This window comes from Pseudarthrobacter sp. NIBRBAC000502772 (genome assembly GCF_006517235.1).
In the GTDB taxonomy this organism is placed as follows: Bacteria; Actinomycetota; Actinomycetes; order Actinomycetales; family Micrococcaceae; genus Arthrobacter.
Genome location: NZ_CP041188.1, coordinates 3,258,474 through 3,279,203, shown reverse-complemented (window position 1 = coordinate 3,279,203; position 20,730 = coordinate 3,258,474). Strand labels below are relative to the sequence as shown.

Genomic DNA, 20,730 nt, shown 5'->3' with positions numbered 1-20,730 from the left:
GGGCCAGCTTTCCGCAGGAGGCCCTCCCACGCGCAGGCAGTTGCGACTCCAGCAACTGAAGGAACAGGCCGTCACCTCGGCCAATCCCATCATTGCCGCTCCGATGGGGCAGCCGCTGCCAAGCCAACCTGCGGCGAGCCAACCTAAGCCAGGCCAACCTAAGCCAGGCCAAGCACAGCCGGGTCAAGCGAAGCCAGCCCCAACGAAGCCAGGTCACGATACTGCTGTATCCGCCGATATGTCCGGGCCCGCCGCGCCGGCGAACGGTGCAGGTGTTCCGGCTGGCATGAGCGTGGAGCAGGCACTCGCGGCCCGCACGCTTATTGCCGAGCAGGCCAAGAACCAGCTAGCCAAGATGGAACACATCGCCTCGCTGGACCCCGAAGCAGTGGATCCGGACATCCTTGCGGAACAGATCGCCTTGGCCGAACGCGCGGCGGTGCTTAACCGCCGGGCGATGGCCAAGCGGAAGCTGGCCGAGCAGGCCGCCCCTGCACAGCCAGTATCATCACCCACGCAGGCTGCCAATCCGCAGGCCGCGGCCACGCAATCCGTTCCCCAGACGGGCCCGGCAACCGCCGATAACCTGGCCATGGTCACGCCGCTGGAATTCGTGCAGGTACCCGGCGTCGACCGTCCTGTGATGAAACCCCCGGCGACCTCCTACGTACCGCTGGCGACCCAGGCCGGACCTAAGGTCCGGCCTGGCGGCAAGGGCCGCCGGCCGTCCACTACGTCCAAAGAGCCGGCCGCGGGTTCTGCGCAGGCGGCCGCTTCGGGCCGTTCCCGGGTGATCGCGCGTGCGGAAGCTGCTGCCAGGGCCGCCGCGGCACCGAAGCGCGTCGTCCCCGTCCAGCCCATCGTGGCCTCTACGCCAGTGGGGGAGCCGGACGATCTGTTCGATGACCTGCCGCGTATCCCGGCACGGTCAGCCCACGGGCTGGAGCCGCTGGATGCGGCAACGGCCGGCCTGGCCCGTGCGAAGCGGCTCAGGCTTATGCAGGTCCTCGTCCTGGCTTTTGGGATCGTGGCCCTTATTTCCGGCGTTATTCTCATCGTCAGCGGCATCTCCAGCTGACCGGGCAACGCCCTCTTACGAAGCTTTAGAAAACTACAAGGAGTCCCATGACTGCAACAGATTCATCCATCGCCATTGCCCGCCAAGCCGCCAAGGCAGCCGCGGACAAGATTGCCCACGACATTGTGGCCCTCGATGTCAGCGAACGGCTGGCACTGGCAGATGTCTTCCTCATCGCATCCGCGCCGAGCGAGCGCCAGGTCAACGCCATCGTTGACGGCATCGAAGAAGAACTTTCCAAGCAGGACCTCCGTCCGGTACGCCGCGAAGGCCGCTCCGGCGGGCGCTGGGTACTGCTGGATTACTCGGACATCGTCATCCACGTCCAGCATGAAGAGGACCGCGTTTTCTACGCCCTGGAGCGCCTGTGGAAGGACTGCCCGGTAGTTGACCTGCAGCTGGGCGAAGACACTTCAGCCAAGGCGACGGCGGCCTCCGACTCCGAATAGCAGGCCTTGCCGGCCCGAATATGCCCGATTTGGAATTTTCGGAAAAGCTGGTCTAAGATATTTGAGTTGCTCCGGGGAGACCGCGGAGTAACGAAGGTCCGGGGCTGTGGCGCAGCTGGTAGCGCACCTGCATGGCATGCAGGGGGTCAGGGGTTCGAGTCCCCTCAGCTCCACCGGATAATCCGCCGGAATCGAAAGATTCCGGCGGATTTTTTTATTGCCGGAAAATGCCCCTCCCGATTGGCGCAGCGCGCAGATTTCTATTAAGCTAATCAGGTTGCTTCGGGCGGTCTGAACCGCGGAGGAGCACAGGTTTGGGGCTGTGGCGCAGCTGGTAGCGCACCTGCATGGCATGCAGGGGGTCAGGGGTTCGAGTCCCCTCAGCTCCACCAAACAGGACGCAGGTCCAAAAAAAATGAGCCACCCGGTCGGGTGGCTCATTTTTGTCTCCCAGACACGGAGCCCGGAGAAGTGTGCGCCCAGTAGTGAGTGCTTAGATCCAATCACTCCGGCGCAGCGGCGGCCCGTCCCCGCCGGCACGTTGGACCAGGACCTGGTTGACGCCCGTGATCCCGGTTTCAAAGCCCAGGGCACTTGATGCCATGTAGAGCCGCCACACCCGCGCCCGGCCCAGGCTGGTGAGCCGTACGGCTTCGTCCCAGTTCTCTTCGAGCCTGCGCACCCACGCCCGCAGGGTCAGAGCATAGTGCTGGCGCAGGGCCTCCACGTCCAACACCTCGAACCCGCCGGTCTCCAGTGCGCTGACCATCTCGCCGAGGCTGACCATCTCGCCGTCCGGAAAGACATAGCGCGGAATGAACGAATCCGGGTCGGGCTTGATGGGGCCGGCGTTCCAGGAGATGGCGTGGTTGAGCAGCCGGCCGCCGGGACGGAGCAAGCCGTGCAGCACGTCGACATAGTGGGGTGTCTGTTCCCGGCCCACGTGTTCGGACATGCCGATGGAGCTGATGGCGTCGAACGGCCCGTCGGCGATATCCCGGTAATCCTGGACCCGGATGTCGATGTTTTCGGTCAGGCCGGCGTCGGCTGCACGTTTGCGCGCCAGCACGGCCTGTTCGGTGGAGAGCGTCACGCCCACCACCGAGACGCCGTAATGCTGCGCCGCGTGCAACGCGAAGCTGCCCCAGCCGCACCCCACGTCCAGTACCCTCATCCCGGGCTTCAGCCCAAGCTTCCGGCAGACGAGATCCAGCTTGGCCTTCTGCGCGTCATCCAGTCCTGCCGGAAGGCCCCGTTCGGCAGGGGTGCCGCCGCCGGGTCCATCCGCCCACACAGCGCATGAGTAGACCATTGAGGGTCCCAGCACGAGGACGTAAAAGTCGTTGCCGACGTCGTAATGGTGCGAGATGGCCGCAGCGTCGCGCTTCCGGGTGTGGAGCCGGCCCTTCCGCGTGACTTTGGCCTCCTCCGGCGGCGGAGCAGGGTTGGGGCCCAGCGCGCCCAGCCGGACCGCCGTGCTGACCAGCGTGGCCAGTTCACGCGGAGTCAGGGGCCGGAAGGGGCCGGGTTCGGAAAACTTGCCCACCGAGCTGAGCGCCGCGAAGGCTGCAAAGATGTCGCCGGGGGCATCGATGTCCCCGGCGACATAGGCGCGGCTGAGCCCGAGCTGCCCCGGCGACCACAGGATCCGGCGCAGGGCGCGGCGTGACCTGAATTCGAGGACCGGGGCCTCGGGCGGCCCCGCCTCGGACCCGTCCCACGCCCGCACCCTCAGCGGTATCTCCGTCGTCCCCAGGACGATGCCGAGTGCGTTCGCCAACAGCGACGCTGCCCCTTTTTCCGTTTTCATGGTCCTCGCCTTTCGTCCGCCTAGGCCCAACAGTACGACGCCGGCGCGTGCCTGTCAGCGCAGTGGCGCGATTATCATGGGGGAGTGAATGAGACCTTGCCACCGTGCCCCGAATGCTCCAGCGCCTATACGTACGAGATGGGTGCGCTCCTGGTCTGCCCGGAATGCGGCCACGAGTGGTCCGCCGAGGCGGCGGAGGCCACGGCAGAGGCCGGGCCGAGGGTCATCAAGGATGCAGTGGGCAACATCCTCGCCGACGGCGACACGGTCACGGTGATCAAGGACCTGAAAATCAAGGGCAGCTCCGGTGTCATCAAGGTTGGCACCAAAGTCCGCGGGATCCGGCTGATGGACGGTGTGGGCGACCACGACATCGACTGCAAAGTGGACGGTGTGGGACCGATGCAGCTCAAATCCTCCGTGGTGAAGAAGGTCTAGCAGAAACCGGCCACGAGCATGGACAACGGAAGCACCGACGTTGTGGTCATCGGCGCGGGCCAGGCGGGCCTCTCCGCCGCCTACCACCTGCAGCGCCGAGGGGTTGAATACAAGGTCCTCGACGCCGAGGAAGGCCCGGGCGGCGCCTGGCGCCACCGCTGGAAAAGCCTGGTCATGGCGACGGTCAACGGCATCAGTGACCTTCCCGGCATCGCGAAGCCTGACGTGGATCCCACGGAACCCAGCTCGGAGTTCCTGAGCCGGTACTTCGCCGGCTACGAGCAGGACCTCGGAATTGAGGTCCTGCGCCCGGTCAAGGTCACCTCGGTCGCCAGGGAAGACGCCGATCCGGCAGGGCGCCTGCGGATCAGCACCGACAGCGGCGACTGGTCAGTGAAGGCAGTCATCAACGCAACCGGTACGTGGACCCGGCCGTTCTGGCCCATCTACCCGGGCCGGGCCACGTTCCGGGGCCGGCAACTGCACGTGGCCGATTACGTCTCCGCCGAGGAGTTCCGCGGCCTGCACGTCATCGTGGTGGGAGGCGGAATTTCCGCCGTCGGGCTGCTGGACGAGGTCTCGCAGGTGACCAGCACCAGCTGGTTCACCCGCCGGGAACCAGACTGGCGTGACGCCGCGTTCGACGCCCAGGCCGGCCACAACGCCGTCGCACTCGTGGAAGAGCGCGTGCGGCAGGGCCTGCCGCCGCAAAGCGTGGTGGCCGTGACCGGCCTCATCTGGACCCCGGCGCTGAGGGCGGCAGCACAACGGGGTGCGCTGGACCGTCGCCCCATGTTCACCGCCATAGAGCCCGACGGCGTCCGGCTCGCCGACGGGAGCCTGCTCCGTGCCGACGTCATTCTGTGGGCCACCGGATTCCGTGCCGAGCTCGAACATCTGGCGCCGCTGCACCTTCGGGGACCCGGTGGCGGCATCGCCATGGACGGGACCCAGGTGGCAATCGAGCCGCGCGTCCATCTGGTGGGGTACGGGCCGTCGTCGTCCACCATCGGCGCCAACAGGGCGGGCCGGGCGGCCGTCACCGCCCTCCTCAAACTGCCCGCGCTTGCACCAACCGCATCAACAACCAGTACATGACCAGACGGCAGGAACCAGTGGCACAGAACACTCTTGAGGACATCTTCGGCACGCTCCGGCGCCACCCGGATGTCGAAGCCCCGAACCTCCAGGCCTGGGACGCCACGGACCGGCTGCTGCTCGAAGCCGCCGCAGCGCGCACGGAACCGGGTACCCGGCTGGCCGTGATCGGCGACCGCTACGGTGCTCTCACCCTCGGTGCGCTTGGCACGCTGGGGGTCAGCCGGGTCCGTGTGCACGAGGATCTCATCACTGGGGAGCGCGCCCTGCGGAACAACGCTGCGGCTGTGGGGCTCGCAGCGGCGGATCCCGGAGCCATTGACGCCACCGGGTTCGAACAATTGCCGCTGGGGGAGGAGATGCTGTCCGGCGCGGAGCTGGTGCTGCTTCAACTGCCGCGGACGCTGGCGGAGCTTGAAGAAATCGCTGCCGCCGTGGCGCGTTATGCCGCCCCTGACGTGGTGCTGCTCGCCGGCGGGCGGATCAAACACATGTCCCTGGGAATGAACGCGGTCCTGGAACGCCACTTCGAGACGGTCCAGCCGCAGCTGGCGCGGCAGAAGTCCCGGATCATCCTGGCCGGCGGCGCCCGGCAAACTGAGACGCACGAGTGGAGTCCCGCCGTCGAACGCCTTGCCGAGCTGGACCTGGACGTTGCTGCGCACGGTGCCGTCTTTGCTGGAGCAAAACTGGACATCGGGACCAGGTTCCTCCTGACCTTCCTGCCGGAGATGCCTGAAGCCGGGCACGCCATCGATCTGGGCTGTGGCACCGGCATCCTCGCCGCCATGTACGCCCGCCAGAACCCGGCATCAAGGGTCACGGCCACGGACCGGTCCGCCGCCGCCGTCGCGTCGGCCCGGGCCACGGCGCAGGCCAACGGCCTCGAGGAACGGATTACCGCCCTCCAGGATGACGCCATGAGCACGCTCCCGGCAGGAAGCGCCGACCTTGTCCTGCTGAATCCGCCCTTCCACCTGGGCGCCAGTGTGCATGCCGGGGCGGGCATCAAACTGTTCGAGGCGGCGGCCAGGGTCCTGGCGCCGGGCGGTGAGCTGTGGACGGTGTTCAACCGGCACCTGCAGTACCTCCCTGCGCTGGAGCGGCTGGTGGGTCCCACCACTGTGAGGGGCGGCAATCCAAAGTTCACCGTGGCGGTCAGCACCCGGCGGCCATAGGCGCGCCAGCACGGCAAGGTGGCGCCCCGGCCGCGGCGCGGCCCCACCTCCGGCTCTGGGCGTTGATCAGGAGGTAACGTACCATTCAGACATCATCATGAATACGCGGCCGAAAACCTAGGGGAGACCGTGCCAGAAATCCGCCAGCCCTCGGCGCCACGGCGCGGGACTAATCTTCCGCGCATGGGGGACTTCAACCTCACGGTCATCCTGGATGCCATCCGCCGGTCATCCGGGGGGCTCAGCCGCGTGGAGCTCGCCCAGATTGTGGGCCTCTCGCCGCAGACCATCTCCAACATCTCCCGCCGCCTGCTGGACCAGCACCTGATCGTCGAAGCGGGCAAAGAAGGCAGCGGCCCCGGCAAACCGCGCACCATGCTTCGCCTCAACCCGGGCGGAATGTATGCCATCGGCGTCCACCTGGACCCTGCCGTCACCACGTTCGTGGTCCTCGATCTTGTGGGCGCCGTAGTACAGCATTCGCGGATTAGGACACCCGGCGGGAATGATCCTGCCGCCGTTATATCCACCATGGCCACCGAGATCGAGCAGCTCGTTGCCGAGTCCGGCGTGGACACCAGCCGGATCGCCGGCCTGGGCCTGGCCGCTCCGGGACCCATCGACCTGGACAACGGCACCGTGGTGGACCCGCCGCTGCTGCCGGGCTGGGACCGCGTGGAACTTCGGGACGCCCTGGCCAAAGCCACCGGCTATTCCGTCCTCGTGGATAAGGACGTCACCAGCGCCGCCGTCGCCGAGACCTGGGCCGGCGGGCCCAGCGGCTCGGGCAGTTTCATCTTTATGTACATGGGCACCGGTATCGGCTGCGGCATCGTCCTCAACGATGAGGTGGTCCGTGGAACGTCAGGAAACGCCGGCGAGATCGGCCACATCGTGGTGGACCCCGATGGCCCGGTCTGCGACTGCGGACTGCGCGGCTGCGTTAAGTCCTCAGCCATCCCGCAGGTGCTCGTGGCGGAGGCCGTTGCCGCCGGCATCCTGGACGGCTCCGGAAAGCACACCAGCGGAGCCGAAGTGCAGCAGAGCTTCTCCCAGCTGTGCGACCTTGCCGATGCCGGCGACGCCAAGGCCCTGGCGATCATCGACAAGTCAGCCGTGCTGGTGGCCCGGGCCGTCTCCGTGGTCACCAACACGCTGGATGTGGAGCGGGTTGTGTTCGGCGGGCCCTTCTGGAGCCGGATCGCCGACCGCTACCTGGAGAAGATCCCGGCGCTCGTGGACGCCAACAGTGCGGCCCGCCTGATCCACACCATCGAGGTTGTCGGCACGGGAGTCGGTGAGGACGTCGGCGCCGTTGGGGCTGCCTGCCTGGTCCTGGAGCATACACTGGCGCCCCGGGCGCAGCGGCTTCTCCTGGAAGTCTGAACCGGACGTCTGAACGGGATCTCCTTGCCACTGGCCGGAGCCCCGTCTAGCATGTGGATATCGCCGCGGCTGGGGCCCGCAGGTACAGGGGACGGCAGCCATTGACTGAATGGAGCACCAATGCGCCGGGCCCTCAAAATCACCTCACTCATCGCTGCAGCGGGCTTTGTGCTGACGGCATGTTCCCCTGCAGCCCCCGAAGCGGAGACCAAAACGCTGAAGGTGGTCTATCAAAAGACCGATTCCTTCACTGCCCTGGACACGCTCTTCCAGTCGGCCAAGCAGGAGTTTGAGGCCGCCAACCAGGGCGTCACGGTTGCCCTGGAGCCCATCCAGGCGAACGACGACGACTACGGCACCAAGCTTGCCCTCGCTCTCCGTTCGCCCTCCACCGCCCCGGACGTCTTCTACGAGGACACCTTCAAGGTGCGTTCCGACGTCGACGCCGGGTACCTGCTGAAGCTGGACAGCCACCTTGAGGGGTGGAAGGACTGGGATACCTTCGATGCCGGCGCCAAGGCCGCCGGCCTGGGGGACGACGGCGGCACGTACGCGGTCCCGCTGGGCACCGACACGCGAGCTATCTGGTACAACAAAAAGGTGCTCACCGCCGCTGGCGTCAGCGTCCCGTGGGAGCCCCGCACCTGGCAGGACATCCTGGACACCGCCCGGAAAATCAAGGCCAGTGACGCCTCCGTGGTGCCGTTCAACATGTACGCCGGCAAGGCCACCGGCGAAGGCACCGTCATGCAGAGCTTCTACGAACTGCTCTACGGAACGGAATCCGAACTCTACGATGCCGACGCCAAGAAGTGGGTAGTCGGTTCCCCGGGGTTCACCGACTCGTTGGCGTTCCTCAAGACCCTCTACGACGAAAAACTGGCCGTCTCCCCGGCGGAGGCCCTCGACGCGAATGTGTGGAAGAAGGTCTTCGGCGAATGGCTGCCGCAGGGCAAGATGGGCGCCACTGTTGAGGGTTCCTATACGCCGTCCTTCTGGCAGAAGGGCGGCAGTTACGAATGGGCCGAGTACGGGCAGGACATGGGCGTTACGGCGTTCCCCACCCAGACCGGTCAGGCACCCGGCGGCGTCAGCATGTCCGGCGGCTGGACCCTGGCGGTAGGGGCGGAGACCAAAAACCCCGACCTCGCCTTTGAGTTCCTCGCCACGGCCCTGAACCGGAAGAACTCCCTGGCCTTCAACATCGCCAGCTCCCAGATCGCCGTGCGGAAGGACGTCGCCGCCGACGCCGGCTACCAGGCGGCCAACCCGTTTGTGAAGGACGTGTCCGAGCTTGTGGCCGTCACGCATTACCGTCCCGCCACGGCCGACTACCCTCGGATCTCCGCGGCCGTGCAGGAGGCCACGGAAGCCGTGATTACCGGGGCGAAATCCCCGGAGCAGGCAGCCGCCGACTATGACACGGCGGTGAAGGGCATCGTGGGTGAGGCCAAGACCGTCGCCCAGTAGCCTGTGGCGGTTTCCCTCAGGCGCGACCGGTCCGGCCACCGGCGGCGTCACTCCGGACTCCGGCGCCAGGCACGGCTGCTCCCCGTACTCCCGGCCGTGGTTCTCCTGCTGGTGTTTTTGGCCGGTCCCGTGCTGTGGGCCTTCCACGCGTCATTCACCAATGCAGCCCTGACCGGCCGCAATGCCCGCAGTCCCGGTTGGATCGGGTTCGACAACTACGCCAGGCTCCTGTCGGACCCCTTGCTGCCGCTCTCGCTGGGCCTGACCGTCCTGTTCGTGGGCGGCTCCGCCATCCTGGGCCAGAACCTGCTGGGGCTCACCCTTGCGGTGCTGATGCGGCGGGCCCGCCGGACGGTGGCCGCCGTCGTCGGTACTGCGGTGGTGGCTGCGTGGGTGCTCCCCGAGATCGTGGCGGCCTTTGCCGCCTACGCCTACTTCAGCCGGGACGGGACCCTGAACCAGCTGCTGGGCGGGCTGGGGCTCGGGCAGACCGACTGGCTGTATTCGTTCCCGATGGTCGCCATCCTGCTTGCCAACATCTGGCGTGGCACGGCGTTCTCCATGCTCGTCTACCGCGCCGCGCTCAACGACATCCCCGGTGAGGTCACGGAGGCCGCGCTGATGGACGGTGCCGGCGGCTGGCAGCGGCTGGCCTACATCACCATCCCCATGATCCGCGGCAGCATCGCCACCAACCTCATGCTCATCACCCTGCAGACCCTGGCGGTGTTCACCCTCATCTGGGTGATGACGGCGGGCGGTCCCGCCAACGCCAGCACCACGCTGCCGGTGCTGGCGTACGTGGAGGCCTTTAAGTTCGGCGACATCGGCTACGGCACGGCGGTGGCGTCGGTGCTGATCCTCATTGGCGTGGTGTTCGGTGCCGCCTACGTCCGGCTCCTGCGGGAGGGCAAACCATGACGACGACGGCGGGGACCTCCGCACGGGGGCAGCTGCGGTCCGGGACGGGCGCGGTGTCCCGTGCCCGGCAGCGTGCCCGGATACCGGCGGACGTGTCCCTGATCCTGATCGGCGCCTGCTTTGTCCTGCCGCTGCTCTGGCTCGTGTTTGCGTCCCTTGATGCCTCCGCCGGACATGAGGTAAGGCTCCCGGGCAGGGTCTCCCTGGATAACTTTGCCGCCATCATGACGCCGGGGCTGCTGTTCCAGCCGCTTTGGAACAGCCTGGTGCTGTCCGCCGGCACAGCGGCCGTGAACCTCGTGGCAGCAGTCCTGGCTGCCTACCCGCTGTCCCGCTACCAGTCCAGGTTCAACAAGCCATTTATGTACACCGTCCTGTTTGGAACCTGCCTTCCCATCACGGCCATCATGGTGCCGGTGTACGGGTTGTTTGTGCAGCTTCAGCTGCTGGATTCGATGCCCGCCACGATCTTTTTTATGGCCACCACCACGTTGCCCATGGCCATCTGGATGACGAAGAACTTTATGGACGCAGTCCCGGTGTCGTTGGAGGAAGCGGCCTGGGTGGACGGTGCGTCAGGACTAACGGCGCTGAGGACCATCGTCCTGCCCCTGATGCGGCAGGGGCTGGGCGTGGTGTTCATTTTTGTGTTCATCCAGGCCTGGGGGAACTTCTTCGTCCCGTTCGTCCTGCTCCTGTCCGAAGCCCGGCAGCCAGCGGCGGTGTCGATCTTCAGCTTCTTCGGACAGCACGGCGCAGTGGCGTACGGCCAGCTGGCCGCCTTCTCCATCCTGTATTCAGTCCCGGTGCTGGCCCTGTACGTCATTGTGGCCAGGGGCGCAGGCAGTTCCTTTGCGCTCTCGGGTGCAGTGAAGGGCTAGTGATGCGCGGCTTGCGATGCCGGCCGGAACCTCAGTCGATGTCCTCGACCACCACGCCGAAGGGGATGCTGTCATCGAGGTGGGCCTGGTGGCCGGTGGGACCCGCGTTGTAGGTGACCCGGACACCATGGGATTTGTCGGCAGCGGACTGCTGCAGGACAGGCTTGACGGCAAGGATGAACCGCTCGCTCTTGTCGGCGAGAAACTCTTTGTAACTGGCTGGAAGCTCACTCATGGCAAAAGAATAGACCTGCAGAGCCGCGATGGGGAGGGGTCCCCATTGCGGCCGGACCGGGAGGTGTCTTGGATAGGATGGCGGACGGAGTGCAGCCGCACGGCAGCACACCCGGGCCAACATCCGTAGACCACCAGCCATCAGGGGGAAATCCATTGCTTCAAACCAGTGCGCCCGCACGAATCGAACCGGCGGAACTGGCCCGTGCACAGCAGGTAGTGGCGAACATTTCCCGCAGCTTCGATGCCAAAGTGGTGGGCCAGGCACGGCTGCGTGAATCCCTGCTGGTGGGCCTGATGACCGGCGGGCACATCCTGCTGGAAAGCGTTCCGGGCCTGGCGAAGACCACCGCGGCCCAGACCGTGGCCGAAGCAGTCAGTGCAGAGTTCCGCCGGATCCAGTGCACGCCGGACCTGCTCCCCAGCGACATCGTGGGCACGCAGATCTACGACGCCGCCAAAGGCACGTTCATCACGCAACTGGGGCCGGTGCACGCCAACATCGTCCTGCTTGATGAGATCAACCGTTCCAGCGCCAAGACCCAAAGCGCCATGCTGGAGGCCATGCAGGAGCGGCAGACCTCCATCGGGGGAGAGGAGTACCGGCTGCCGTCCCCGTTTATGGTACTGGCCACGCAGAACCCCATCGAACAGGAAGGCACGTACCAGCTGCCGGAGGCTCAGATGGACCGCTTTATGCTCAAGGACGTACTGGACTACCCCACGCCGGCCGAGGAAACGGAAATCATCCGGCGGATCGACGCCGGAGTCTTCAGCGCCGAGCAGAAGCCGGCGGCCGCCGCCTCACTGGACGCCGTCATCGGCGTCCAGGCTCTCGTGAAGCGGATCTATATCGACCCGGCCGTCATCAACTACATCGTGGGCCTGGTGTTCGTCACGCGGAATGCCGGGCAGTACATCGACCAGCGGCTCGCCGGCTTCATCGAATTCGGCGCCAGCCCGCGCGCCAGCATTGCCTTCAGCCAGGCCGCCCGGGCAGTGGCACTGCTCAACGGCAGGGACCACGTGATCCCGGAGGACGTGAAGTCCCTCGCCCACCGTGTGCTCCGGCACCGCCTCATCCTGGGGTTCGACGCCGTTGCGGAGCAGGTGCCGGTGGAGACGATCATCGACGCGGTCGTCGCCTCCGTCCAGACTCCCTGAGCCAGCAGTGACCAGTCTCCTGCAGCGCGTGAAGGCGAAGATGGCCATCTTCGCCCACCGGAAAGCCCGCGGCATGCTCGACGGCGAATACGGTTCCGTCTTCCGCGGCCGCAGCCTCGACTTTGATGACCTGCGCGCCTACATCCCCGGGGACGATGTCCGCGACATCGACTGGAAGGCTTCCGCCCGGTTCGGATCGCCGCTCATCAAGCGGTATGTCGCCGTACGGCGCCAGACCGTCCTGCTCATTGCCGATACTGGACGGGGCATGGCTGCCGAGTCCCGCGACGGCGAAACCAAGAAGGACATCGCCGTGATGGTGCTCGGCGTGGTGGGCTATCTGGCGCACCGGCACGGCGACGTTGTGGGTTTGGTCTGCGGCGACCGCAACGGGACACGCTCCATCCCGGCCAAAGCCGGTGAGCCGCACCTGGAACGGCTCCTGCGCGAGGTTGACTCATCCACCTCCCTGGACTCTGGCCCCAGCAGGATCGAGGACCAGCTGGAATACGTGGCCCGCAACGTCAAGGGCAGGTTCCTGCTGTTTGTGGTGTCCGACGAACATGCCGCCGGCCCCGACACCGAACAGCTGCTCCGCCGGCTGCGTGCCCAGCACGAGGTCCTTTGGCTCACCATCCGGGACGCTGACTTGGCCGGGGAAGGAAACACCGGCCAGGACGCCTTCAGCGTGGCAGACTCCTCGATGCTGCCAGCACACCTGGCAGCATCCCCGGCAATCGCGGCGGCCTATGCCAAGGCAACAGGGGAACGGGACGCGGCCCGGCACGCCATGCTCCGCCGCGCCGGCATCACCCAAGGCCACGTGACCGGCAGCAGTGCGGTCATGACGGAACTCTTCGCCCTCCTGGAAAGGCACCGGCGTGCAGGCTGACCCGGGCATCCACGGACCCCTCCAGTACAGCCAGGCGTGGCTGTGGACCGGACTCGCCCTCCTGGCGGCGGTCCTGGGCTGGTACGCGTTCGTTTTCCTGAGCACGCGCAAACCAAAGGTGACGGAGCAGGCGCCCCGGTTCACTCCGCCGTCGGACCTTGCGGGCCTCAAGGAGGCCTACCTGCAAAGGATCGACGCCGTCACGGCAGACGCCGCCGCCGGGCTGCTGACCGCACGGGAGTCGCACCAGGAACTGAGCCTGCTGGTCCGCCGGTTCGCCCGCGACGTCACCGGCATTGACGCCCCCAGGATGACCCTTGCGGAGCTGCACGGGCACCCGCTGCCGCCAGTGGCCGAGGCCGTCCGCAAGATCTACCCGGGCGAGTTCGGCCTGGAACCGCTGCCGCCGGTCACGCAATCGGCCGCGACTGCCCGCCAGGCGGTGCGGCAATGGAACTGATGTTCTGGTGGCTGATCCCTCCGGCGCTGGTCATCGCGGCCCTGGCAGGATGGCGCGCCTTCCGCCCGGACCGCCACGCAAACGCTCGACGGCGGCCGGTGGCCAATGCGGACCGCCTCACCGCGCTGCCCGAATACCAGGCGGCCCTCCGCCGGCACCGCCGCTGGCTGGCCGTAGCCGCTCTCGCGGCCGCAACCCTGCTGGTCTCTGCGGTGGCCGCGGCGGCGCGTCCGGTGGAACTGACCACCATCCAGCCGGAGCAACGCAACCGGGACATCATGCTGTGCCTGGACACGTCGGGCTCCATGAGCAGCGCCGACGCGGCTGTGGTGCAGGTGTTTGCCGAACTGGCGAAGGAGTTCGACGGCGAACGGATCGGCCTCACCGTCTTCGACAGCAGCGCCGTCCAGGTCTTCCCCCTCACCGACGAGTACGGGTATGTCCAGGAACAACTCCAGCTGGCCCAAGACGCGTTCGAGGGAAGCCCCGGCAGCGCGGGGTTCCTGGACGGCACCTGGAACGGCCGCGGATCGTCATTGATCGGCGACGGCCTGGCATCCTGCGTCAACGGGTTCCCGGACACCGGCGCCGCGGATGCCCGCAGAGCGGAGACCGGCACTCCTGACGCCGGCCAGCGGCGCTCGCGGTCCATCGTCCTGGCAACGGACAACTACCTGTCCGGCGATCCCATCTTCACCTTGGAACAGGCGGCCGCCCTGGCCAAGGAGCGTGCTGTGCGCGTTTACGCCCTGAACCCCGGCGACGTTGACTACGGACCCGGCCCCGGCCAGCCCGGAGCCAGGCTGCGCACAGCGGCCGAAGCCAGCGGTGGGGCGTACCACCAGCTGGACAGTCCGGATGCCGTGGTGGACATCGTCCGATCCGTGCAGGAAACCGAAGCCACGGCCATGAAGGGAGCATCCCGGGCGGTTGTCTCGGACCGGCCTGAGCTGCCGCTCACGCTGGCACTCCTGTCCGGCCTGGTACTGGCGGGCGCATCGTGGAGGCTCCGGCCATGAAACTGCAACCGATCCTGCCCTGGTGGGTTATGGTCCCGCTCATCGCCGCCGCCGTGCTGTTTCTGGTCTGGCGTCTGGTCAAGGCAGCACGGGAGCGCCCTGCCAGCAGCAGCCAGCTTCGGGAATGGCTGTTCAAGAGCGCCCTGGTGCTGCTGCTCCTGGCCGCGGCGCTCAGGCCGGGTGTTCCCGGCGGAAGCTCCCAAGCCGCCGCGGCGGATGTCAACGTCTTCTTTGTGGTGGACACCAGCAGCAGCATCGCTGCCGAAGACTACGGCGACGGCTCGCCCCGGCTGGACGGGGTGCGGCAGGACATCATGGCCATCGCGGGTGAACTGGCCGGAGCCCGCTTTTCGCTCCTGACGTTCGACAGTAACGCCAGTGTCCGGATGCCCCTCACTACCGATGCCACCGCCCTGGACACCAGCGTGTCCGTCCTGCAGCCGCAGGTCACGGCATTTTCGAAGGGCAGCAGCGTCACCGCTGCCGGAACCTTGCTGGCGGAGCGGCTGCGCGCGGCGCGGGACAGCCATCCCGAACGGCCGCGCCTGGTCTACTACCTGGGCGACGGGGAACAGACCAGCGCCAAGGCGCCGGCGGCGATCAGGCTCGACGGCGGCCTGGTGGACGGCGGCGCGGTGCTCGGCTACGGCACGGCTGCCGGTGGCCGGATGAAGGAAAACACGGGGCAGGGTTCGGGGCAGGACGCCGGCGCAGGCTACATCCAGGACCGGTCGTCCGGAACCGGCATGGATGCTTTATCGGTCATCGACGAAGGCCGCCTGCAGGGGATTGCCGGTCAGCTGGGGGTGCCCTATGTCCACCGTTCGGCCGGAGACCCGGTGGCGCCGATGATGCAGGCAGCTGATCCCGGGGACTTTGAACGGGCAACGGCGGATGGCGGCGTCGCCGGCCGGACAGAGCTGTACTGGCTCCTCGCCGCCGGAGCGTTCCTGCTGGCTCTCCGCGAAGCCTTCCTGGTGCTCCGCCAATGGCGGCAGCTCCGGCCCGGAGCGGGAGTTCGAGCATGATGCGGCCAACGCCCACGCCGGCACCCCAGGAACCGGCACCGCAGATACCGGCACCGCAGATACCGGCACCCCAGGAACCGGCACCGCAGATACCGGCACCGCCGGTGACCTCGCGGGACCGGCGGGAGCGCCGTCGTCGGCTGTTATGGTGGTCTGCGCTGCCCGCACTCCTGGTCCTGTGCCTGGCCGCGAAGATGCTCAGCGTGGGCATCCTCGCCGACACTGCTGCCCGGTCCTTCGCGGCCGGGGACTCCGGCAGCGTGGCGGATGCTGCGGGCGGAATGAGGACCGCCAATTTCATCGAACCGCACAAGGCGCCGTTCGCCGAGGGTGACGGCCTGTTCCTCGTCGGGGACTTCGCTGCCGCCCGCCAACGCTTCGAGGAAGCACTGCACCTGGCGGGCCCGGCCGACGAGTGCGTCGTCCGGGTCAACCTGGCCCTCACCATCGAACGCCTCGGTGACGCCGAGGCCAAAACAGAAGACGCGATGGCGGCGGCCCGGCTGTTCGCCGAAGGCGTTGCGGTGGCGGAGGCTGCTCCGGAGGGCTGCTTTGCCTCCGCCGCGGAAGCCGCCGCTGATGCCAGCGCCGAATCCGGCGCGGGGGAGCAACTGAAACAGGCGGCGGAGCGGCTGCAGCAAAAGGCCGATGCGGCGGCTGCGGACAACACCACCCCGCAACCGCCGGAAGGGCCCGGGCAGGACGCGCTTCCGGCGGATCCGGGCCAGCAGAGCCAGCTTGAGCAGCTCAGGGACAGCGCCAGGGAAGCCCAAAGCGAGCGGAATTCCGGGCAGGAGCGGGACGAGTACCTCCGGGACGATGGATCCGGGCCGGGTGTTGACCGGCCCTGGTAGCAGGCCAGGGCAGCGTCGGGTTTGCAGTATGCCCCGATGAATCCGTTGACCAATATGGCGAAGAAAATTCTGCACCACTGCGAAACACGCCGTAAAGCTGCGTCTTAATTCGGCAGCGGACTTGAAGGGTGCCCCGCGGGCTCCTAGAGTTCTATACAAGTTACCGAGGTAACGTGTCAGCGATCCTCCGATTGTGGAGGGTGTGGGTGCCCCCATGTGGGCCTGACATTTGCTCACGGACAACTTCATTACAGGCGTAACAGTCGCGGCTGCGTCCCTGTGGAGTTTTCCGTGTTCCCAAACTCAAATTCATTCCCGGCTTCACCGTCACATTACTTGACCGGTAGCCGGCAATGGCCCAAAGCCAAGGACGCAAATGTCACCGCCAAGCCTTATTGAAACGCATCCGAACCTCACCGAGACTGCCCCCGTGGCGCTCTCTTACGAGCTCTTCCCGCCCCGCTCGCCGGCCGCGGCCGAGTCGCTCTGGACCACCATCCGGGAACTGGAAACCACCGAGCCGGACTATGTCTCCGTCACTTACGGTGCCAGCGGCTCGAACCGGGACACCGCCGTCGAACTCATCAACAGGCTCCTCCTGGAAACCACGCTCCGGCCCCTCGCCCACCTCACCTGCGTGGGCAACACGCCGGAGGAACTGGCGGAGATCATCGGTGACCTCCTGGACACCGGGGTCCGCGGCATCCTGGCCCTCCGGGGCGACCAGCCCAAGGACGGTGCACCGCTCGCCGCAGGTTCACTGCGGTATGCGCAGGACCTGATCGAACTTATCCGGCGGGTTGAACAGCGGCGGTCGGCCCTGCTGTGTGCGGGCAAGATCGCCGTGGGCGTCGCCGCGTACCCCACCCGGCACCCGGAATCACCCACTGAAGCCCACGACGTCGAGGTGCTGCTCGCCAAGCAGCGCTCCGGAGCCGACTTTGCCATCACCCAGGTTTTCTTCCACACCGAGCAGTACGCGAACCTCATTAGCCGCGCACGCCGGGCAGGGGTCACCATCCCCATCATCCCGGGAGTTATGCCGCTCACCAGCCTGCGCCGGGTCACACGGCTCGGCGAACTGACAGGCGTTGAGCCGGCACCGGAACTCCTGGCTCGGCTCGCCGCCGCGGACACTGATTCCGAACGACTCCGGATCGGTGTCCGGGCCACGGTGGACCTGGCTAACGCGGCCCTCGAGGCCGGAGCGCCGGGCATCCACATCTACACCTTCAACGAACACCAGAGCGCGCTGGAGGTGCTGGACAAACTGGCGCTTCCGCGCCAGTCCCGGTCAGCTGGCCGCCGCAGCGCCACCCTCCGGCGTCAGCTCGCCAGCTGACCTTCCAACATCCGCCAGACCATTCACAGCTTCCACTAATACTCAAGGAATCTCCCATGACTGAACAGAACACCACCCCGTTCCCGGCCGCGTCACTCCTCGGCTACCCGCGCATCGGCCGCCGCCGCGAACTCAAAAAGGCCATCGAAGCCTACTGGGCCGGCAAGATCGACGCTGCTGCCCTGGACGCAGCCGCCAAGGGCATCCAGCTGACCATCGCCAAGCGCCTGCAGGAACTGGGCCTCACCGAAGCCGCCGCTGTTCCGGGCACCTTCTCCTACTACGACCAGGTCCTGGACGCCACCGCCCACCTCGGCGCTGTCCCGGCCCGCTTCGGCAAGCTCCTCAACGCCGCAGGCCAGCTCGACATCGACGGCTACTTCACCCTGGCCCGTGGAACCAAGGACCAGCAGCCGCTGGAAATGACCAAGTGGTTCGACACGAACTACCACTACCTCGTTCCGGAGATCGGCCCGGAGACCGAGTTCACCCTCGCCTCCAACCGCATTGTTGAGGAATTCGAGTTCGCCCTGGCCAACGGCATCGAGACCCGCCCGTACATCGTTGGCCCGGTCACCTACCTGCTGCTCTCCAAGGCTTCGGATGAGGCCCCCGCCGGCTTCGCTCCGCTGTCCCGCCTCGAAGACGTCCTGCCGGTCTACGTGCAGCTGCTCGAGAAGCTCGCCGCCGCAGGCGCCAGCTGGATCCAGCTGGACGAGCCCGCCCTGGTTGTTGACCAGGACACCCCGGCCGCCGAAATCGAAGCAGCCGTTGCCCGCGCTTACGAAGTCCTCTCCGGTGCGGCCAAGCGCCCGCAGATCCTTGTCTCCACCCCGTACGGCGCCCTCGATGGCCAGCTGGGCACACTTGCCGCCACCAACATCGACGCCCTGCACATTGACGCCTTCAAGGGCGCGGTACCGTCCGCAGCGGCCCTGGCCGGCCTTGGCAACAAGACCCTGGTTGCCGGCGTCGTTGACGGCCACAACATCTGGCGCAACGACCTTGCCGTCGCCGCCGCCAAGCTGGACGAACTTAAGGCTGCCGCCGGCCGGATCGCCGTCAGTACCTCCACCTCCACCCAGCACGTCCCGCACGACGTCACCGAAGAAGGCCAGCTCTCCGAGGAGCTGCGCAGCTGGCTCGCGTTCGCCGACCAGAAGGCCGTGGAAGTCAAGACCCTCGCGTCCTACCTGGCCGACCCGGCCTCCGCCAAAGCAGCCATCGACGAGGCATCCGCCGTCATCGCAGCCCGCGCCATCGCCGAAGGCGTCCGCCGCGACGACGTCCGGGCCCGCACCGAGGCCCTGACCGCAGCGGACTTCAGCCGCTCCGCCTACGCAGTCCGCGAAGCCGCCCAGGAAGAGGCACTGCACCTCCCGCCGCTGCCCACCACCACCATCGGCTCCTTCCCGCAGACGTCCGAGATCCGCTCGGCGCGTGCCCGTAACAACAAGGGCGACCTCACCAACGAGCAGTACGAACAGCTCATGAAGGACGAGATCAAGCGCGTTGTTGAGCTGCAGGAAGAGCTCGGCTACGACGTCCTGGTGCACGGCGAGCCCGAGCGCAACGACATGGTCCAGTACTTCGCCGAGAACCTCGAAGGCTTCGACGTCACGGTCCACGGCTGGGTCCAGTCCTACGGCTCACGCTGCACCCGCCCGTCCATCCTCTGGGGCGACGTCACCCGCAGCGCCCCCATCACGGTGGCCTGGGCCGAGTACGCCCAGTCGCTGACCAGCAAGCCCATGAAGGGCATGCTCACCGGTCCGGTCACCATCCTGGCCTGGTCCTTCGTCCGCGATGACCAGCCGCTGGGCGAGACCGCCAACCAGGTTGGCCTGGCCCTCCGCGACGAAATCGCGGACCTCGAGGCTGCCGGCATCAAGGTCATCCAGGTGGACGAGCCCGCACTGCGCGAACTCCTGCCGCTGCGCAAGGCCGACCACGCCACCTACCTGAAGTGGTCAGTGGATTCCTTCCGCCTGGCCACCGCCGGTGCGGCCGACGCCACGCAGATCCACACCCACCTCTGCTACTCGGAGTTCGGCGTGATCATCGACGCCATTGACGGCCTCGACGCAGACGTCACCTCCATCGAAGCGGCACGGTCCCGCATGGAGGTTGTCCACGACCTCGAGTCCCACGGCTTCGGCCGCGGCGTTGGCCCGGGCGTCTACGACATCCACTCGCCGCGTGTTCCGGGCGAAGCCGAGGTCACCGAGCTCCTGGCCACCGCCGTCAAGCACGTCCCGTCACGCCAGCTCTGGGTCAACCCGGACTGCGGCCTGAAGACCCGCGGCTACGCCGAGACCGAAGAGTCCCTGCGCAACCTGGTCAAGGCCACCAAGACGGTCCGCGCCGGCCTGCTGGAGTCCGCGAAGTAACCCACCGCGTTAACGCCGACGGCGGCCGGTCACCGAAAGGTGACCGGCCGCCGTCGCGTTCTAACCGGTTTGCGCACCCCCTCCGGAGCCTGTCTGCGGTCAATCGTGGCAGCCACTCAGCCGACTCTTCGGGCTGAAGTCCCGGTCCCGCTGCCCGCCGCGGGGGCCAAAGACTCTGATGCGTCACAGTGCCATGGGCGATAGTGAACTGCAGGGCCGGGGCAGCATTGTCACCCCGGTCATCTTTCTGGCCTGTTCCTTGGGAGCCGGTGGCCATGGGATGCTCCCGCCGGCCTGGTACGGCGCTGGTGGAAGGATCCGAGGGGCACCAGCAGTGGCCAGAGGACCACGAGGTTCCGGGCGACGGCAAAGGCAACCGCATAAACGATCCCGAGCCCGAAAAGCAGGAGCATTTCGGTCCCTCCCATGCCGTAGCCGACGTGGTAGGCCATGCCGTAGGCGGCGTACAGGGCGGCGGCTCCGGCGACCCCTGCAATGGGGCCGAAGCTGGCCTCCAGCCGGGTCTCGATGAATCCCCTGAAGAAGACCGCTTCGAAGAAGCCCACGGTGACTGCCAGCGCCAGCAGCGGCACCCAGTCCACGGGCCGCGGGAGCGGATACCCCCACAGCGTGATGAG

General features: G+C 67.0%; 21 protein-coding genes and 2 tRNA genes. 20 read left to right on the top strand and 3 right to left on the bottom strand.

What is annotated here, in order from left to right; all coding sequences use genetic code 11:
* Positions 1-92: 92 nt before the first annotated feature.
* From NIBR502772_RS23135 to NIBR502772_RS15125, 5 genes are all read left to right on the top strand, one after another.
* Positions 93-290: a pentapeptide repeat-containing protein gene (locus tag NIBR502772_RS23135; RefSeq protein ID WP_168223554.1), complete on the top strand. Its 198-nt coding sequence runs from the start codon at positions 93-95 to the stop codon at positions 288-290.
* Positions 287-1,078: a hypothetical protein gene (locus NIBR502772_RS23130; protein ID WP_141140822.1), complete on the top strand. Its 792-nt coding sequence runs from the start codon at positions 287-289 to the stop codon at positions 1,076-1,078. Before NIBR502772_RS23135 ends, NIBR502772_RS23130 begins: the two co-directional genes overlap by 4 nt.
* Positions 1,079-1,125: 47 nt before the next feature.
* The gene (gene rsfS, locus NIBR502772_RS15135) at positions 1,126-1,527 is read left to right on the top strand and encodes a ribosome silencing factor (RefSeq protein ID WP_058932218.1); all 402 of its coding nucleotides are present in this window, start codon (positions 1,126-1,128) and stop codon (positions 1,525-1,527) included.
* Between the two features lie 100 nt (positions 1,528-1,627).
* Positions 1,628-1,700: transfer RNA gene (locus NIBR502772_RS15130), tRNA-Ala, on the top strand.
* Between the two features lie 143 nt (positions 1,701-1,843).
* Positions 1,844-1,919: transfer RNA gene (locus tag NIBR502772_RS15125), tRNA-Ala, on the top strand.
* 101 nt (positions 1,920-2,020) lie between these two features.
* On the opposite strand, the gene NIBR502772_RS15120 is transcribed toward NIBR502772_RS15125, so the two are convergent.
* Entirely contained in the window at positions 2,021-3,337 is a 1,317-nt protein-coding gene (locus tag NIBR502772_RS15120) for a cyclopropane-fatty-acyl-phospholipid synthase family protein (protein WP_141140821.1), read from the bottom strand.
* Positions 3,338-3,421: 84 nt separating this feature from the next.
* On the opposite strand from NIBR502772_RS15120, the gene NIBR502772_RS15115 reads away from it, so the two are divergent.
* From NIBR502772_RS15115 to NIBR502772_RS15085, 7 genes are all read left to right on the top strand, one after another.
* Entirely contained in the window at positions 3,422-3,775 is a 354-nt protein-coding gene (locus NIBR502772_RS15115; protein ID WP_141140820.1) for a zinc ribbon domain-containing protein YjdM, read from the top strand.
* 18 nt (positions 3,776-3,793) lie between these two features.
* Complete coding sequence (locus NIBR502772_RS15110; RefSeq protein ID WP_141140819.1) at positions 3,794-4,873, top strand: FAD-dependent oxidoreductase; 1,080 nt, start codon at positions 3,794-3,796, stop codon at positions 4,871-4,873.
* 17 nt (positions 4,874-4,890) lie between these two features.
* Positions 4,891-6,051, top strand: a complete 1,161-nt coding sequence (locus NIBR502772_RS15105; RefSeq protein WP_141140818.1) for a methyltransferase — start codon at positions 4,891-4,893, stop codon at positions 6,049-6,051.
* A gap of 183 nt (positions 6,052-6,234) precedes the next feature.
* Positions 6,235-7,437, top strand: coding sequence for an ROK family transcriptional regulator (locus NIBR502772_RS15100; RefSeq protein WP_056340516.1), 1,203 nt, complete (start codon positions 6,235-6,237; stop codon positions 7,435-7,437).
* A 120-nt stretch (positions 7,438-7,557) separates the two neighbouring features.
* Positions 7,558-8,907 (top strand): extracellular solute-binding protein, encoded by a 1,350-nt coding sequence (locus tag NIBR502772_RS15095; protein ID WP_141140817.1) that lies wholly within the window; start codon positions 7,558-7,560, stop codon positions 8,905-8,907.
* A 3-nt stretch (positions 8,908-8,910) separates the two neighbouring features.
* Entirely contained in the window at positions 8,911-9,828 is a 918-nt protein-coding gene (locus NIBR502772_RS15090) for a carbohydrate ABC transporter permease (protein WP_141140816.1), read from the top strand.
* Positions 9,825-10,709 carry a carbohydrate ABC transporter permease gene (locus NIBR502772_RS15085; protein WP_141140815.1) on the top strand — a complete coding sequence of 295 codons (885 nt, stop codon included), beginning with the start codon at positions 9,825-9,827 and terminating at the stop codon, positions 10,707-10,709. The genes NIBR502772_RS15090 and NIBR502772_RS15085 overlap by 4 nt, the downstream gene beginning before the upstream one ends.
* Before the next feature lie 31 nt (positions 10,710-10,740).
* Here the strand turns inward: NIBR502772_RS15085 and NIBR502772_RS15080 are convergent, their stop codons facing one another.
* On the bottom strand, positions 10,741-10,944 hold the full coding sequence (locus NIBR502772_RS15080) for a hypothetical protein (protein ID WP_056341538.1): 204 nt from the start codon (positions 10,942-10,944) through the stop codon (positions 10,741-10,743).
* 155 nt (positions 10,945-11,099) lie between these two features.
* Between NIBR502772_RS15080 and NIBR502772_RS15075 the strand changes: the two genes are divergently transcribed.
* The 8 genes from NIBR502772_RS15075 to metE all read left to right on the top strand — a co-directional run bounded on the left by NIBR502772_RS15075 (position 11,100) and on the right by metE (position 20,092).
* Positions 11,100-12,107 carry a MoxR family ATPase gene (locus NIBR502772_RS15075; RefSeq protein ID WP_141140814.1) on the top strand — a complete coding sequence of 336 codons (1,008 nt, stop codon included), beginning with the start codon at positions 11,100-11,102 and terminating at the stop codon, positions 12,105-12,107.
* A 7-nt stretch (positions 12,108-12,114) separates the two neighbouring features.
* Complete coding sequence (locus NIBR502772_RS15070) at positions 12,115-12,999, top strand: DUF58 domain-containing protein (RefSeq protein WP_141140813.1); 885 nt, start codon at positions 12,115-12,117, stop codon at positions 12,997-12,999.
* Positions 12,989-13,459 carry a DUF2207 domain-containing protein gene (locus tag NIBR502772_RS15065; RefSeq protein WP_141140812.1) on the top strand — a complete coding sequence of 157 codons (471 nt, stop codon included), beginning with the start codon at positions 12,989-12,991 and terminating at the stop codon, positions 13,457-13,459. Before NIBR502772_RS15070 ends, NIBR502772_RS15065 begins: the two co-directional genes overlap by 11 nt.
* Complete coding sequence (locus NIBR502772_RS15060; protein WP_141140811.1) at positions 13,450-14,478, top strand: VWA domain-containing protein; 1,029 nt, start codon at positions 13,450-13,452, stop codon at positions 14,476-14,478. The genes NIBR502772_RS15065 and NIBR502772_RS15060 overlap by 10 nt, the downstream gene beginning before the upstream one ends.
* A complete protein-coding gene (locus NIBR502772_RS15055; RefSeq protein ID WP_141140810.1) occupies positions 14,475-15,506 on the top strand; it encodes a VWA domain-containing protein in 1,032 nt (343 codons plus the stop codon). Before NIBR502772_RS15060 ends, NIBR502772_RS15055 begins: the two co-directional genes overlap by 4 nt.
* Positions 15,503-16,360 carry a hypothetical protein gene (locus NIBR502772_RS15045; RefSeq protein WP_246848546.1) on the top strand — a complete coding sequence of 286 codons (858 nt, stop codon included), beginning with the start codon at positions 15,503-15,505 and terminating at the stop codon, positions 16,358-16,360. The genes NIBR502772_RS15055 and NIBR502772_RS15045 overlap by 4 nt, the downstream gene beginning before the upstream one ends.
* Before the next feature lie 376 nt (positions 16,361-16,736).
* Entirely contained in the window at positions 16,737-17,702 is a 966-nt protein-coding gene (locus tag NIBR502772_RS15040; RefSeq protein WP_141140809.1) for a methylenetetrahydrofolate reductase, read from the top strand.
* A gap of 56 nt (positions 17,703-17,758) precedes the next feature.
* A complete protein-coding gene (metE, locus tag NIBR502772_RS15035; RefSeq protein ID WP_141140808.1) occupies positions 17,759-20,092 on the top strand; it encodes a 5-methyltetrahydropteroyltriglutamate--homocysteine S-methyltransferase in 2,334 nt (777 codons plus the stop codon).
* A gap of 239 nt (positions 20,093-20,331) precedes the next feature.
* Here metE and NIBR502772_RS15030 read toward each other — a convergent pair whose 3' ends face one another.
* A complete protein-coding gene (locus NIBR502772_RS15030) occupies positions 20,332-20,694 on the bottom strand; it encodes a type II CAAX prenyl endopeptidase Rce1 family protein (RefSeq protein ID WP_168223553.1) in 363 nt (120 codons plus the stop codon).
* Positions 20,695-20,730: the final 36 nt, after the last annotated feature.

Excerpts from the sequence above, each read along its gene's own strand:
- NIBR502772_RS23130 (WP_141140822.1), top strand. The coding sequence starts at position 287 with ATGAGCGTGGAGCAGGCACTCGCGGCCCGCACGCTTATTGCCGAGCAG.
- rsfS (WP_058932218.1), top strand. The coding sequence starts at position 1,126 with ATGACTGCAACAGATTCATCCATCGCCATTGCCCGCCAAGCCGCCAAG.
- NIBR502772_RS15120 (WP_141140821.1), bottom strand. The coding sequence starts at position 3,337 with ATGAAAACGGAAAAAGGGGCAGCGTCGCTGTTGGCGAACGCACTCGGC.
- NIBR502772_RS15110 (WP_141140819.1), top strand. The coding sequence starts at position 3,794 with ATGGACAACGGAAGCACCGACGTTGTGGTCATCGGCGCGGGCCAGGCG.
- NIBR502772_RS15100 (WP_056340516.1), top strand. The coding sequence starts at position 6,235 with ATGGGGGACTTCAACCTCACGGTCATCCTGGATGCCATCCGCCGGTCA.
- NIBR502772_RS15095 (WP_141140817.1), top strand. The coding sequence starts at position 7,558 with ATGCGCCGGGCCCTCAAAATCACCTCACTCATCGCTGCAGCGGGCTTT.
- NIBR502772_RS15085 (WP_141140815.1), top strand. The coding sequence starts at position 9,825 with ATGACGACGACGGCGGGGACCTCCGCACGGGGGCAGCTGCGGTCCGGG.
- NIBR502772_RS15080 (WP_056341538.1), bottom strand. The coding sequence starts at position 10,944 with ATGAGTGAGCTTCCAGCCAGTTACAAAGAGTTTCTCGCCGACAAGAGC.
- NIBR502772_RS15060 (WP_141140811.1), top strand. The coding sequence starts at position 13,450 with ATGGAACTGATGTTCTGGTGGCTGATCCCTCCGGCGCTGGTCATCGCG.
- NIBR502772_RS15055 (WP_141140810.1), top strand. The coding sequence starts at position 14,475 with ATGAAACTGCAACCGATCCTGCCCTGGTGGGTTATGGTCCCGCTCATC.
- NIBR502772_RS15045 (WP_246848546.1), top strand. The coding sequence starts at position 15,503 with ATGATGCGGCCAACGCCCACGCCGGCACCCCAGGAACCGGCACCGCAG.
- NIBR502772_RS15040 (WP_141140809.1), top strand. The coding sequence starts at position 16,737 with ATGTCACCGCCAAGCCTTATTGAAACGCATCCGAACCTCACCGAGACT.
- metE (WP_141140808.1), top strand. The coding sequence starts at position 17,759 with ATGACTGAACAGAACACCACCCCGTTCCCGGCCGCGTCACTCCTCGGC.